At 73.6% G+C, this 13,346-nt stretch carries 11 protein-coding genes and 2 tRNA genes; 7 read left to right on the top strand and 6 right to left on the bottom strand.

All coding sequences use genetic code 11. From position 1 onward, the window contains the following. Nucleotides 1-104: 104 nt before the first annotated feature. Genes purL through purS form a run of 3 tightly spaced genes read right to left on the bottom strand, consistent with a single transcriptional unit; the run spans nucleotide 105 to nucleotide 3,288 of the window. Entirely contained in the window at nucleotides 105-2,360 is a 2,256-nt protein-coding gene (gene purL, locus ABT093_RS32280) for a phosphoribosylformylglycinamidine synthase subunit PurL (protein ID WP_350570415.1), read from the bottom strand. Further along, nucleotides 2,360-3,037 (bottom strand): phosphoribosylformylglycinamidine synthase subunit PurQ, encoded by a 678-nt coding sequence (gene purQ / locus ABT093_RS32275; protein ID WP_350570413.1) that lies wholly within the window; start codon nucleotides 3,035-3,037, stop codon nucleotides 2,360-2,362. The genes purL and purQ overlap by 1 nt, the downstream gene beginning before the upstream one ends. Next, entirely contained in the window at nucleotides 3,034-3,288 is a 255-nt protein-coding gene (purS, locus tag ABT093_RS32270) for a phosphoribosylformylglycinamidine synthase subunit PurS (protein ID WP_350570411.1), read from the bottom strand. The genes purQ and purS overlap by 4 nt, the downstream gene beginning before the upstream one ends. Before the next feature lie 469 nt (nucleotides 3,289-3,757). Here purS and ABT093_RS32265 point away from each other — a divergent pair, with 469 nt between their 5' ends. The 7 genes from ABT093_RS32265 (at nucleotide 3,758) to ABT093_RS32235 (ending at nucleotide 8,451) form a co-directional block, all read left to right on the top strand. Beyond that, nucleotides 3,758-4,075: a histone-like nucleoid-structuring protein Lsr2 gene (locus tag ABT093_RS32265; protein WP_030304494.1), complete on the top strand. Its 318-nt coding sequence runs from the start codon at nucleotides 3,758-3,760 to the stop codon at nucleotides 4,073-4,075. A 132-nt stretch (nucleotides 4,076-4,207) separates the two neighbouring features. Then, nucleotides 4,208-4,280, top strand: a tRNA-Gly gene (locus tag ABT093_RS32260). A 40-nt stretch (nucleotides 4,281-4,320) separates the two neighbouring features. Then, nucleotides 4,321-4,393: transfer RNA gene (locus ABT093_RS32255), tRNA-Gly, on the top strand. A 177-nt stretch (nucleotides 4,394-4,570) separates the two neighbouring features. Beyond that, nucleotides 4,571-5,575 carry an ABC transporter ATP-binding protein gene (locus tag ABT093_RS32250; protein ID WP_350570410.1) on the top strand — a complete coding sequence of 335 codons (1,005 nt, stop codon included), beginning with the start codon at nucleotides 4,571-4,573 and terminating at the stop codon, nucleotides 5,573-5,575. Then, nucleotides 5,572-6,402 carry an ABC transporter permease gene (locus tag ABT093_RS32245; protein ID WP_350570409.1) on the top strand — a complete coding sequence of 277 codons (831 nt, stop codon included), beginning with the start codon at nucleotides 5,572-5,574 and terminating at the stop codon, nucleotides 6,400-6,402. The genes ABT093_RS32250 and ABT093_RS32245 overlap by 4 nt, the downstream gene beginning before the upstream one ends. Before the next feature lie 92 nt (nucleotides 6,403-6,494). Continuing rightward, nucleotides 6,495-7,721, top strand: a complete 1,227-nt coding sequence (locus tag ABT093_RS32240; RefSeq protein ID WP_350570408.1) for a sensor histidine kinase — start codon at nucleotides 6,495-6,497, stop codon at nucleotides 7,719-7,721. A gap of 109 nt (nucleotides 7,722-7,830) precedes the next feature. Next, nucleotides 7,831-8,451: a response regulator gene (locus ABT093_RS32235; protein ID WP_350570406.1), complete on the top strand. Its 621-nt coding sequence runs from the start codon at nucleotides 7,831-7,833 to the stop codon at nucleotides 8,449-8,451. A 37-nt stretch (nucleotides 8,452-8,488) separates the two neighbouring features. On the opposite strand, the gene ABT093_RS32230 is transcribed toward ABT093_RS32235, so the two are convergent. From ABT093_RS32230 to ABT093_RS32220, 3 genes are all read right to left on the bottom strand, one after another. Further along, entirely contained in the window at nucleotides 8,489-9,388 is a 900-nt protein-coding gene (locus ABT093_RS32230; RefSeq protein ID WP_350570405.1) for a phosphoribosylaminoimidazolesuccinocarboxamide synthase, read from the bottom strand. Between the two features lie 14 nt (nucleotides 9,389-9,402). Then, nucleotides 9,403-11,034, bottom strand: coding sequence for a N,N-dimethylformamidase beta subunit family domain-containing protein (locus ABT093_RS32225; protein WP_350570404.1), 1,632 nt, complete (start codon nucleotides 11,032-11,034; stop codon nucleotides 9,403-9,405). 238 nt (nucleotides 11,035-11,272) lie between these two features. After that, the gene (locus tag ABT093_RS32220) at nucleotides 11,273-12,856 is read right to left on the bottom strand and encodes a hypothetical protein (RefSeq protein ID WP_350570402.1); all 1,584 of its coding nucleotides are present in this window, start codon (nucleotides 12,854-12,856) and stop codon (nucleotides 11,273-11,275) included. Nucleotides 12,857-13,346 lie beyond the last annotated feature (490 nt).

The following is a 13,346-nucleotide window of genomic DNA, read 5'->3' as shown; positions in this document are numbered from 1 at the left end:
CGATGGTGCCCTCGCTGCAGTTCCCGGCCTGGCAGTGGGTCTGCTTCGGGCTCGCGCTGCCGGTGGTGAGCTGACGTCCGCCCCCGGGTGAGGAACGGCGGACCTCAGCCGAGCAGGGCCTCGATGACGCCGGTGTGGGCGTCCTTCAGCTCCGCCAGCGAGACGCCGAACTGGCCCTGGACGTCCAGGGTGTCGCCGTCGACCACACCGATCCGGGTGGCCGGCAGGCCCCGGGCGGTGCACATGTCGTTGAACCGGAGCTCCTCGCTGCGCGGCACCGCCACCACGGCGCGGCCGGCCGACTCGGAGAACAGGAACACGAACGGGTCCAGACCCTCGGGCACGACGATCCGGGCACCGCGGCCGCCCTTGAGGCAGCTCTCCACCAGGGCCTGGCCCAGGCCGCCGTCGGACAGGTCGTGCGCGGCGTCGATCATGCCGTCGCGCGAACCGGAGATCAGGATCTCGCCGAGCAGCCGCTCGCGCTCCAGGTCGACCCGGGGCGGCAGACCGCCCAGGTGGTCGTGGACCGCCTGCGACCAGGCCGAGCCGCCCAGCTCGTCCCTGGTGTCGCCGAGCAGGTAGAGCAGCTGCCCCTCCTCGGCGAAGGCCACCGGGGTGCGGCGGGTGACGTCGTCGATGACGCCGAGCACCGCGACCACCGGGGTCGGGTGGATGGCGACCTCGCCGGTCTGGTTGTACAGCGAGACGTTGCCGCCGGTCACCGGGGTGCCGAGGGTCAGGCAGGCGTCGGCCAGACCACGGGTGGCCTCGGCGAACTGCCACATCACGTCCGGGTCCTCGGGGGAGCCGAAGTTCAGGCAGTCCGAGACGGCGAGCGGCTTGGCACCGCCGGCCGCGACGTTGCGGTACGCCTCGGCGAGGGCCAGCTGGGCGCCGGTGTACGGGTCCAGCTTGGTGTAGCGGCCGTTGCCGTCGGTGGCGACCGAGACGCCGAGGTTGGTCTCGTCGTCGATCCGGATCATGCCCGAGTCCTCGCCGTGCGAGAGCACGGTGTTGCCGAGCACGTAGCGGTCGTACTGGTCGGTGATCCAGGACTTGGAGGCCTGGTTCGGGTGCGAGGCGACCTTCAGCAGGTCGGCCTTCAGGCCCTCGCCGGTGGCCGGGCGGGCCAGCCGCTCGGCGGTCGGAACGTCGGCCTGCAGCGCGTCCTGCCAGCTCGGGCGGGCGAACGGGCGCTGGTAGGTCGGGCCCTCGTGGGCGACGGTGCGCGGCGGAACGTCCACCACGAGCTCGCCGTGCCAGTAGATCTCCAGCCGCTCGCCGTCGGTCACCTCACCGATGACGTTGGCGATGACGTCCCACTTCTCGCAGATCTCCAGGAAGCGGGCGACCTTGTCGGGCTCGACGATGGCGCACATGCGCTCCTGCGACTCGCTCATGAGGATCTCCTCGGGCGAGAGCGTGTGGTCGCGCAGGTGCACGGTGTCGAGGTCGATCCGCATGCCGCCGGAGCCGGCCGAGGCCAGCTCGGAGGTGGCGCAGGACAGACCGGCGCCGCCGAGGTCCTGGATGCCCTTGACGAGCTTCTCGCCGAAGATCTCCAGGGTGCACTCGATGAGGAGCTTCTCCTGGAACGGGTCGCCGACCTGGACGGCCGGACGCTTGGCCGGCTTGGTGTCGTCGAAGGTCTCGGAGGCGAGCACGGAGACGCCGCCGATGCCGTCGCCACCGGTGCGGGCGCCGTACAGGATGACCTTGTTGCCGGCGCCGGAGGCCTGCGCGAGGTGGATGTCCTCGTGCTTCATGACACCCACGCACAGCGCGTTGACCAGCGGGTTGCCCTGGTAGCAGGAGTCAAAGACGACCTCTCCGCCGATGTTCGGCAGGCCCAGGCAGTTGCCGTAGCCGCCGATGCCCGCGACGATCCCGGGCAGCACGCGCCGGGTGTCCGGGTGGTCGGCCGCACCGAAGCGCAGCGGGTCCATCACGGCGACCGGGCGGGCGCCCATCGCCAGGATGTCGCGGACGATGCCGCCGATGCCGGTGGCCGCGCCCTGGTAGGGCTCGATGTACGACGGGTGGTTGTGCGACTCGACCTTGAAGGTGACCGCGTAGCCCTGGCCGACGTCGACCACACCGGCGTTCTCGCCGATGCCGACGAGCATCGCGTCCGTCTCGGGCTTCTTCTCGCCGAACTGCTTCAGGTGGACCTTGGAGCTCTTGTACGAACAGTGCTCGGACCACATGACCGAGTACATCGCGAGTTCCGCGCCGGTCGGGCGGCGGCCGAGGATCTCCCGGATGCGCGCGTACTCGTCCTGCTTGAGGCCGAGTTCGGCCCACGGCTGGGCGGCGTCCGGGGTCTGCTCGGCGTTCTTGACGGTGTCGAGGCTCATCAGGCGTTCACCAGCTGCTTCAGGACGGAAGTGAAGAAGCCCAGGCCCTCGGTGGTGGGACCGGTGAGCGGCTCCACGGCGTGCTCGGGGTGCGGCATCAGGCCCACGACATTGCCGGCGGCGTTGGTGATGCCGGCGATGTCACGGTACGAACCGTTGGGGTTGACGTCGAGGTAACGGGCGACGACCCGGCCCTCGGCCTCCAGCTCGTCCAGGACGCGCTCGTCGGCGACGAAGCGGCCCTCGCCGTTCTTCAGCGGGACGACGATTTCCTGGCCGGCCGCGTAATCGCGGGTCCAGGCGGTGCCGTTGTTCTCGATCCGCAGCTTCTGGTCGCGGCAGATGAAGTGCAGCGAGTCGTTGCGGGTGAGCGCACCGGGCAGCAGGTGCGATTCGCACAGCACCTGGAAGCCGTTGCAGATACCGAGAACCGGCATTCCCGCCCTGGCCTGCTCGATGACGGTGTCCATCACCGGCGAGAAGCGGGAGATCGCACCGCAGCGCAGATAGTCGCCGTAACTGAATCCGCCCGGCAGGACGACCGCGTCGACCTGGTGGAGATCCTTGTCACGGTGCCAGAGCGCGACCGGCTCGGCGCCGGCGAGGCGGACCGCGCGACGGGCGTCGCGGTCGTCGAGGGAGCCGGGGAAAGTGACGACGCCGACGCGGGTGGTCACTTGCCCTCCTCCTCGACGCGGACCATGAAGTCCTCGATCACGGTGTTGGCGAGAAAGGTCTCGGCGGCTTCGCGGATACGGGCGAGCGCGGCGTCGTCGACCGGGCCCTCCAGCTCCAGCTCGAAACGCTTGCCCTGGCGGACGTCGGCGATCCCGGTGAATCCGAGACGGGGCAGTGCGCGCTGCACCGCCTGTCCCTGGGGGTCGAGGATCTCCGGCTTGAGCATGACGTCGACTACGACGCGTGCCACTGGCACTCCCGGTGGTGTCTTCGTGAGGCGGGGGAACTCCAGACTACCGGGGGTTTCGGGCGGGATTGCTGGCCGGGCGTAGTGACGCGCGTAGACCCACGACCCTTACGCCGCAAGGCCCGGACCGCCCCGCGACCCCCCGCCGCACGCCCCTTTTCGCCGGATTCCCCGGGGCGCCGCGGGAACCGCCGAAGAGCACCCGAATACCGGCACTCCGGACAGATCGACCAGTCGAGTGCTTCGGGTATCCGGCACCCCGGCGAAGACACGTGAATATCCGGAAAAGAAAGCCGGACTCTTCGATTTCTCCCCGCTTCGGGTGCAGAATAGGGCCACCTGCCGCGGCGAGTGCTGCGTATCCGGCACGGCCATCCGGCCTGCCCGTATGCACTTGAGCGAGTGGTGCACATCAGGCCCGGGAGCGCACCCGCGCCCTTGTCGGCCGAATTGCCCGAGAGGATTGACGCCCATGGCTCAGCGTGTAGTTGTCACGCTCTCCGACGACCTGGACGGCGGCGCCGCCGCGGAAACCGTCCACTTCGGCGTGGACGGGAAGTCGTACGAGATCGATTTGTCCGTGGACAACGCGGAAAAGCTGCGGGAGGCCCTCGCCCCGTTCGTCGCCGCCGGCCGCCGCCAGAGCCGTACCGGGAAGTCCTTCCGCCGCACCGCCCTCACCCCGGATCCGGCCGCGGTCCGGGCCTGGGCCCAGTCCCGCGGGATGGAGCTTCCGGCCCGCGGCCGGATCCCGAAGCACGTGTACGAGGCGTTCGCCGAGGCGAACTGACCACCGCGGACATCCGGTCGTCCCGCCCGCAACCGCAGGGCGGGACGACCACCCCTTCGGATGCTGTAGAGTATTCCTCGTCGCCGCAACGGAGAGATCCGAAGAGGCGGCCGGTGCCCCACCAGGCACCGTGCGGACGTGGCTCAGTTGGTAGAGCATCACCTTGCCAAGGTGAGGGTCGCGAGTTCGAATCTCGTCGTCCGCTCGCAGTGCGCGAGCACAGCACAATTACATAGTTCCATCCTGCGGACGTGGCTCAGTTGGTAGAGCATCACCTTGCCAAGGTGAGGGTCGCGAGTTCGAATCTCGTCGTCCGCTCCGGTACGAAGGGCCCTCTCGATCGAGAGGGCCCTTCGGCGTTCTCCGGTTCCGGCACCCGGTTCCGCCGGCCGCTCCGCACCCATGACATTTGTCATCGCCCACCCGTGGATCCGCACCGGGTTCTCATGAGGGCGCACACTGCCTCCGGCCGCCCGGCGACGGGAGGCTTGAGGCATGGAAACGAGCCAGCCCCACCAGCCCGGCGACCACGTGATCGAGGTCACCGACCTGCACCGCCACTACGGTGCCGGCAGCAGCCGCTACCACGCCGTCCGCGGCGTCGACCTGACCGTCGGCCGCGGCGAGCTCTTCGCGCTGCTGGGCACCAACGGGGCCGGCAAGACCTCCACCATGGAACTGATCGAGGGCCTGGCCACCCCGAGCGGGGGCACGGTCCGGGTGCTCGGCCACGACCCGCACCGCGAGCGCGCCGCCGTCCGGCCCCGGATCGGCATCATGCTCCAGGAGGGCGGCTTCCCCGGCGACCTCACCGTCGCCGAGACCGGCCGCGCCTGGGCCGGCGCCACCAGCCACGCCCGCCCGCTGGACGAGGCGCTGGAGCTGGTCGGCCTCGGCCACCGCCGCGACGTCCGGGTCAAGCAGCTCTCCGGCGGCGAGCGCCGCCGCCTCGACCTGGCGATGGCCCTGCTCGGCCGGCCCGAGGTGCTGTTCCTGGACGAACCGAGCACCGGCCTCGACCCGGAGGCCCGGGCCGCCGTCTGGCGGCTGGTGCGCGAGCTGCGCGCCCAGGGCACCACGGTGCTGCTCACCACGCACTACCTGGAGGAGGCCGAGGAGCTCGCCGACCGGCTGGCGATCATGCACGGCGGCCGGATCGTCGCCGCCGGCACGGTGGCCGAGGTGATCGCCGGGCGGCCGTCCCGGATCACCTTCGAGCTCCCCGGCTTCACCGGCACCTCGATCCCCCCGCTGACCGGCGCCACCGTGACCGCCGACGGCCGCAAGGTCACCGTGCAGACCCCGCACCTCCAGGCCACCCTGACCGACCTGCTCGGCTGGGCCGACCACAACGGCATCGCGCTCGGAGCCCTCGACGCCCGCAGCGCCTCGCTGGAGGAGGCCTTCCTGGCCATCGCCTCCGAGGCCGCCGACCGGCCCCCGGCCGACACCCCCGCCGCCCCCTCCGCCCGCCGCAAGCTGATCGGACTCGCCCGATGACCACCGCCACCGTCACCGCCGCCACCGGGCCGAAGAGCACAACCGTCCGCCGGCTGCTCGCCCTCGGCCGGGCCGAGGCCATCCTGCTGGTCCGCAACCGGACCGCCCTGTTCACCGCCGTCCTGCTGCCGCTGCTCCTGGTCTTCGGACTGCAGAACGTGCTCGCCCAGCAGGCCAAGAGCAACCCCGGCCTGGACGTCGACTCGCTGCTGGTCAACGGCGCGGTCGGGATGGTGCTGGCCTTCGTCGTCTACTACAACCTCACCGCCGCCTACGTCGCCCGCCGCGGCGAGCTGGTGCTCAAGCGCCTGCGCACCGGCGAGGCCCGGGACCTCGAAATCCTGGCCGGCACCGCCGTCCCCTCGGTCGGCCTGGCCCTGGTGATGTGCACCGTGATCGGCGTCGTCGGCGCCTCGGCGCTGGACCTGACCGCCCCGGCCAACCCGGTCCTGCTGGCCGTCGGCCTGGTCCTGGTCATCGCGACCCTGATGGCGCTGGCCGCCGTCTCCAGCGCCTTCACCCGCACCGTGGAGAGCGCCGGCATCACCACCATGCCGGTCCTGCTGCTCACCCAGTTCGGCTCCGGCCTGTTCGTCCCGCTGGAGGTCATGCCCTCCCAGCTCGCCGACGTCTGCCGGCTGCTGCCCACCACCCCGGCGTTCCAGCTGGTCCGGGTCGGCTGGTTCGGCACCGACGGCTCCGCCGCCCCGACCGGCTTCGCCGGCACCTGGGCCACCGCCGCCCCGCACCTGGTCACCGGTGGCATCTGGCTCGCCCTCGCGGTCTGGGGCGCCGTCCGGTACTTCCGCTGGGAGCCGCGCCGCTGACCACCGCGCTCCTCGAACCGAAGGTCCGCTCTCCGTTCCACCTCTGATAGGAAGGCAGCAGCACGATCATGGTCGAACGGGGAGCTGGGCAGATGGGCGTCACGAATCCGGTGCGCGCGTGGAAGGGCTACTCCAAGCCCCAGCGTTCCGAGCTCTACCTCCGCTGGTCGCTCTACCTGATGGCGCTCGCCCCGCTGCCGATCGGACTGCTGATCAACCTGTCCGACCCGAACTACCGCACCCACCCGGCCGCCCGGGTCGCCCTGGTGCTCGGGTTCGCCCAGACCCTGGTCACCCTGCGGGCCTACCGCACCTCTCTGGACCACTACCTGAAGCGGCCCACCGACCACCTGCGCTGGCTCGCCCTCACCGGCGGCCTGGCGGTGGCCGGCTGCTGGGCGGTGCTGCTGCTCGGCCCCCGGGTCGGCGCGGCCTCCGAGGCGGAGTCCGTGGTCTTCACCCTCCCGGTCACCACCACCGTCCTGTTCTCCGCCTTCGGTCCGGCCTCGGTCGGGCTGCCCCCGCGCCGGGCGGCCCTCGCCGGGGCCGCCGGCCTGCTGGCCGTCTTCCCCGCGATGCTGCTGACCGGCGCCACCCCGGGGACGTGCCTCGGGCTCGTGACCGGAAGCGCGCTGGTGATGCTCTTCATCGGGTGCAGCTGCCGCAGCTTCGCCTGGCTCCAGTCGGTGGTCTGGGAGCTGGACTCCGCCCGGGAGGCGCAGTCCCGGCTGGCCGTCGCCGAGGAGCGGCTGCGGTTCTCCCGCGACCTGCACGACGTGATGGGCCGCAACCTCACCACCATCGCCCTCAAGAGCGAGCTGGCCGTCCAGCTGGCCCGGCGCGGCCGCCCGGAGGCCGCCGACCAGATGGCCGAGGTCCAGCAGATCGCCCAGGAGTCCCAGCGCGAGGTCCGCGACGTGGTCCGCGGCTACCGCACGGCGGACCTGCACGCCGAGGCGATCGGCGCCCGCGCGGTGCTCCGCTCCGCCGACGTGGCCTGCGACATCGACCTCGGTGAGGACGCCGACCGGCTGCCGGCCCCGGTCCAGTCGGTGCTCGGCTGGGTGATCCGCGAGGCCACCACCAACGTCCTGCGGCACAGCGAGGCGGGCCGCTGCGCGATCCGGCTCCGCCGGGAGGACGGCCGGGCGGTGCTGGAGCTGGAGAACGACGGGGTGCCGGCCGTGCCGCTGCCCTCCCAGGGGAGCGGCACCGGACTGCGCGGACTGCGCGAGCGGCTCGCCGCCCACGACGGCGAGCTGACCCTCCCGGACGCCGCGCCCGGCAGCTTCCGGCTGCTCGCCAGCGTCCCGCTCTGAGGCACCGGGCCGGGGCCGCGGGACCCCGGGGCCGGGCGGCCTGAGACCCTGAGGCCCTGAAGCCCCGAGGTTGCGAAGCCCGAGAAGACCCGCACGGAAGGCCCCGCCGATGACCGACACCGCGCCCGTCCGCGTCCTGCTCGCCGACGACGAGCACCTGATCCGCGGCGCGCTGGCCGCGCTGCTCTCGCTGGAGGAGGACATCACGGTGGTCGCCCAGGCCGCCTCCGGCCCGGAGGCGCTGGCGATGGCCCAGGCGCACCGGCCGGACATCGCGGTGCTCGACCTGCAGATGCCCGGGCTGGACGGCATCGAGGTGGCGACCAGCCTGCGCGCGCTGCTGCCGGACTGCCGCTGCATGATCGTCACCGGCCACGGCCGCCCGGGGTACCTCAAGCGGGCCCTGGAGGTCGGCGTCCGGGGCTTCCTGCCGAAGACGGTCTCGGCGGCCGACCTCGCCGGGATCATCCGGACCGTCCGGGCCGGCGGCCGCTACGTGGACCCGGAGCTGGCGGCGGACGCGATCGCCGCCGGGGAGAGCCCGCTGACCCCGCGCGAGACGGACGTGCTGGAGCTCGCCGCGGACGGCACCTCGATCGCCGAGATCGCCGAGCGGGCCTCGCTCTCCCAGGGCACCGTCCGCAACTACCTGTCCGCGGCCGCCGCCAAGCTGGGCGCGGAGAACCGGCACGCGGCGGTGCGGATCGCCCGCGAGCACGGCTGGATCTGACGGATCCGACCGCCGGGCCCGCGGGCGCGTCCGGGCCTCAGACCCAGCCGAGGCCGGTCAGCCGCTCGTAGGCCTCGACGTACTTGGCGCGGACCTTCTCCACCACCTCGGCGGGCAGCGCGGGCGGCGGCTGCTCGCTCTTCCGGTCCCAGCCGGAGGCCGGGGAGGTCAGCCAGTCGCGGACGATCTGCTTGTCGAAGGAGGGCTGCGGGCGGCCCGGCTCCCACTGGTCGGCCGGCCAGAACCGCGAGGAGTCCGGGGTCAGCACCTCGTCGCCGATCACCAGCTCGCCGTCCAGCAGACCGAACTCGAACTTGGTGTCGGCCAGGATGATGCCCCGCTCACGGGCGATGTCCCGGGCGCGGGAGTAGACGGCCAGGGTGGTCTGGCGCAGCTGGGCGGCCAGCTCGGCGCCGATCCGGCGGGCGGTCTCCTCGTAGGGGACGTTCTCGTCGTGCTCGCCGACCTCGGCCTTGAGCGCCGGGGTGTAGACCGGGGCGGGCAGCTCGGAGCCGTCGTCCAGGCCCTCGGGCAGGGCGATGCCGCAGACGGTGCGGGAGGCGCGGTACTCCTCCAGGCCGGAGCCCGCCAGGTAGCCGCGGGCCACGCACTCGACCGGGATCATGTCCAGGCTGCGGCAGACCAGGGTGCGGCCCTTCCAGTCGGCCGGGGCGCCGGCCGGGACCTCGGTGGAGATCACGTGGTTGGGCACGAGGTCCGCGATCCGCTCGAACCACCACAGCGAGAGCTGGGTGAGGATGCGGCCCTTGTCCGGGATCTCGTTGGGCAGCACCCAGTCGTAGGCGGAGGTGCGGTCGCTGGCGACCATCACGAGGTCACCCGACTCGGCGCGGTACAGGTCGCGCACCTTGCCGGTGTGCAGGTGGACCAGGCCGGGCACCTGGACCGGCTCGGGCTTGGTGACAAATCCGCTCAAGGTCGTCTCAGTCCTCAGGGGTCGTTCGCGGGCGGTGCGGCGCGAAAGGGGAGGTCACTGGGGTCGAGTCTGTCATGGCCACCCGCGCGGACCGGCCCGAGGGCCGTTCGGTCGTTCTTGCAGAGGCGGTCCAGCAGGTTGGCGGTGGCCCGCTGGATCCGTTCGTCGGTGAGCCCCGGGCGGTCCAGGGCGGGCGACCAGGCGAAGGTGCCGGCGGCGAACACGTACGCGCCGCTGGGCGCCCGGTAGAGCGAGGTCTCCTGGTAGCGGGTGCGCCCGGCCGGGTCCTGGTACGGGGAGTGGGCGAGCAGCACGCGTTCGGTGTGCCCGGGCAGGGCGACCTTGGGGTAGTAGCGGTCCGCCTCGCCCGCCACCAGCCCGGGCAGGCCGTCGCCCTCGTGCAGGCCGGTGCCGTCCCAGAACCAGTGCGCGGTGTGCCGGGCGACGAGCGGGACGGGTGTGGCGACCCGGCCGGAGTACTGCACGCCGAGCAGGTGCTGCTCCGGCTCGCCGGCGTCGCGCCACAGCGCGCTGGCGGCGCCGGGCGCCCCGGCGGCCGGGCTGTCGGGGCGGACCTTCTGGCGCTTGCGGCAGTTGAGCATCCGGTTGGGCTCGCCGGAGGGGCCGGGGCTCAGCTCGACCCGCCAGTACATGGTGTTGGCGGAGAGGAAGACCAGCGAGGTGCCGCCGTCCCGGGCGTCCTCGACGGCGCGGCGCATCGGTTCGGACCAGTACTCGTCGTGGCCGGGGAAGACCAGCGCCTTGTGCCGGGAGGCGTCGACCAGTCCGGCGTGCAGGTCGGTGGCGGTGGCGTAGGAGAGGTCGTAGCCGTAGCGCTCGGCCCAGCGGATGAAGTCGTAGGCGTGGCCGACGTGCAGCGGCAGGCCGGCGGTGGCGTGCGGGCGGTCGAAGGAGACGGTGACGGCCGCCTCGGTCTCGCCGACCAGCAGGCCGCCGTCCCAGGCGTGGTAGAGGCTGGCGCCGCTGCGGCCGTCCTCGGGGAAGAGGTTGTACGCCTGCCAGGTGACGTCGGGGACCACCAGCAGCAGCTCGGCGGCGCGGGTCTGGTCCTCGAAGTCCCGGACGGTGAAGGGGATGTGGCTGCGGTGCAGCATGTCGGCGGTGGTGAGCACCGCGACGTACGCGCCGGGCCGCCAGTGCTGCGGGATCTGCAGCCGCCAGGTGTGCCACCAGTGGTGGCAGGAGACGGTCCGGCCGGCCACCATCGGGGCGGGCTGGACCATGCCGGCGATCAGCGGGCTGGAGGTCATGTGGTGGGCGCCGTCGCCCGCGTAGTGGCCGATCCGGTAGACGTCGACGGTGAACTCGCGGGGCGGGTTGACGGTGACCCGCAGGTCCACCGAGCCGCCGGGGCGGACCACGCCGGCCGAGGCGAAGCCCTTGATCTGCTGTTCCTCGTCGTTGGCGCTCAGCGGGGTGCCGACCGGGGGCTTGCCGCGCACCCCGGCGGCCAGCGGGCGCTGTCCGGGGGCGTCCACCGAGACGTACCAGGGGACGTCCCCCTCGGCGCCGGCGAGGTACTGGTCCGGGCTGCGCAGCCAGGGCAGCGGACCCTGGCCGAAGGGGTCGGAGACGCTGTGCGCGTGCGTCCCGGACTCCCAGCGGCGGTTGAGTTCGGTCCCCACGCGCGCCCCTCCCAGGTGCACCTCCGCCGGTTGGCACGTGCCTCCCGGATGTGCGTGCGGACTAATACACCACACCGCGCTGGCGCTGCGTCACCCCGCGGTAGCAACTAGTGGCGGGAATCTTCCGCTCCGGCGGGTGGAGGGCCTCCGGCCTGCGACGACCCGGGGCGGCCGGTTCGGCCGGGGGCGCTCGCGGACGGGGTTCGCGCCCCTCTCGCGGGCGTCGGCGCGGGGCCGGTCAGAGCCGGACCGGTTTCTCCAGCCGGACGTCGGCGGCGTCCAGCCAGGCCCGCAGCGGCCCGTCCTGGCCCTGCTCGACGGCCTGGGCGACCGGTTCGGCGAGGTCGGTGCGGCGCACCCCGCCGAGCAGCAGCACCGGGCCGTCCAGCCAGTCCAGCCCGGGGACGGCGCCCGCGGTGTCCACGGCGGCGCAGCAGACCATCGCGGTGACGTGGTCGACCAGCACGTCCCGTTCGGTGCGGACCGGTTCGAGCAGGGGGGCGGGGGCGTCGGTGCGGGCCGACCGGGCGGCGAGCGCGGCGGCCAGCCGTTCGCCGTCGCCGTCGGCGAGCCGGCCCAGCAGCCGGGTCAGCGTCGGGGCGCCGGGGCGGGCCTGCGGGGCGAGCAGGTCCAGGGCGGACTGCAGGGCGGCGGCGCGGGCCCGCCAGCCGGCGTCCACCACCTCGGCCGGGTAGTCGGCCCACTCCAGCTCGCGCCAGCCGCCGGAGGCGGGCGCGCCGAAGAACAGCTCGGCGGCCAGCCGGGAGACCGCGGCGTCCACCGCGCCGGGCTCCTCCAGCAGGTCGCAGGCCGGACGGTCGCCGAGCCGGCTGCCGTAGCCGTCGGCCAGCCGGTCGCGCCGGGACAGTTCGGTGAGCGCGGCGGCCACGCCCGCGTTGAGGTGGGCGGGGTGCCGGCCGAGCCGCCAGGCGGGCAGCGCGACCCGGGTGAGCAGCCGGTCCCAGCCCGCGTAGGCGAGGCCGACCTGCTCCTGGGCGGCGATCCGCAGGCCGTAGTCGACGCCGCGGGCCTGTTCGGAGGCCCAGCCGGCGACGGAGCGCTCCAGCTCGGCGGCGTGCGCGCGGCAGGCGCCGAGCAGCCGCCGGGTGATCCGGTCGGTGACCCGGTCGGCGAGCGCGGCCGGGCCGCGCCGGTGCGGGCCGGCACCGCCGGGCCCGGGGGCGCCGGCCGGGCCGGGGCCGGAAGCGGTGTCCAGGCTGGCGTCGAGGGCGCGCAGGAAGCTCCGGGCGGCGGCGATCTCGGGGTCGGCGGCGGCTGCGGTGCCGGCCACCACCGGGGCGAGCAGGGCGCGCAGCTCGCCGGCCCGCATCCACCAGAGGAAGGGCGAGCCGATCACCAGGACCGGTGCGGTCGGCGCCTCGCCGGCGGCGCGGGCCCGGCGACGGCGGGGCCGGGGCGCGGGGACGTCCTCCAGCCAGCTGTCGCAGTCCGGGGTGAGCGCGACGGCGGAGGGCGCGGGCACCTCCAGCCGGTCGGCCAGCTCGTCGATCAGCCGGTACAGCTCGGGGGCCTGGGCGCGGCCGAGCGGGACGGCGGGGGTCTGCGGCGGGACGGCCCGGCGGTGCCTGCGGGCGGCCAGGGCGGCCACCAGCAGGGTCAGCGCGGCCACCGCGCAGACCGTCCAGCGGGCGGCGTCCCAGCCGGCGGCGTCGGGGGATCCGGGGGCACCGATCCGGCCGGTGAACCGGCCGGCGAGCAGGACCACCGCGGCGGCGGCGGGCAGCGCGGCGGCGGCCAGGGCGAGTCCTCGGATCCGCAGGACCGCTTGGGCGTGAGCGCGCGCGGTGTCGACAGCGGCCATACGGTGCGGCACCCCCTTCGGAGCCCTCGGGCGCCCGGCGAAGGGCCCCTGAGCCGATTCGAAACGATCAGTTCCGACCGGGAAACGGCGGCGGCCGAGCCCCGGTCGTCCATGCTGGTGGCGCTTCTGACATTTTCGACGCCCGTGTCCGGGTGGGTGTTCCGGATCGCCCCGGTTCCACTCGTCCCGGTGACGTCGCCCGGATTCCGGACGACCGCCCGGGGCGGCCTCGGACGGCCCGGGCAGGTCCGGTCCGGCCGGACGCCGTCCAGCATCCCCCCGCGCGACCACCGCTACCCGGCGGCGGGCGGAAACGGCCCGGCCTGTGGCGCCTCGGTCCAGCGCACCATAAGGCCGGGCGCCCGGTTACGTCAGCCGGATGCGCCCGCTGTCACTCGATGGGCTGGATTCCGGCCGCCGAACGGTGCGTCGGCCCCGGGAGCCGCTCCGGCCCCCTCCGGGCCCGAAACGCCCGGGGGACCCTGCGTCC

The sequence above is a fragment of the Kitasatospora sp. NPDC002551 genome (assembly GCF_040296005.1).
Classification (GTDB): Bacteria; Actinomycetota; Actinomycetes; order Streptomycetales; family Streptomycetaceae; genus Kitasatospora.
This window is presented reverse-complemented; position numbering and strand designations above follow the sequence as displayed.

Excerpts from the sequence above, each read along its gene's own strand:
- purL (WP_350570415.1), bottom strand. The coding sequence starts at position 2,360 with ATGAGCCTCGACACCGTCAAGAACGCCGAGCAGACCCCGGACGCCGCC.
- ABT093_RS32265 (WP_030304494.1), top strand. The coding sequence starts at position 3,758 with ATGGCTCAGCGTGTAGTTGTCACGCTCTCCGACGACCTGGACGGCGGC.
- ABT093_RS32250 (WP_350570410.1), top strand. The coding sequence starts at position 4,571 with ATGGAAACGAGCCAGCCCCACCAGCCCGGCGACCACGTGATCGAGGTC.
- ABT093_RS32245 (WP_350570409.1), top strand. The coding sequence starts at position 5,572 with ATGACCACCGCCACCGTCACCGCCGCCACCGGGCCGAAGAGCACAACC.
- ABT093_RS32240 (WP_350570408.1), top strand. The coding sequence starts at position 6,495 with ATGGGCGTCACGAATCCGGTGCGCGCGTGGAAGGGCTACTCCAAGCCC.
- ABT093_RS32235 (WP_350570406.1), top strand. The coding sequence starts at position 7,831 with ATGACCGACACCGCGCCCGTCCGCGTCCTGCTCGCCGACGACGAGCAC.
- ABT093_RS32220 (WP_350570402.1), bottom strand. The coding sequence starts at position 12,856 with ATGGCCGCTGTCGACACCGCGCGCGCTCACGCCCAAGCGGTCCTGCGG.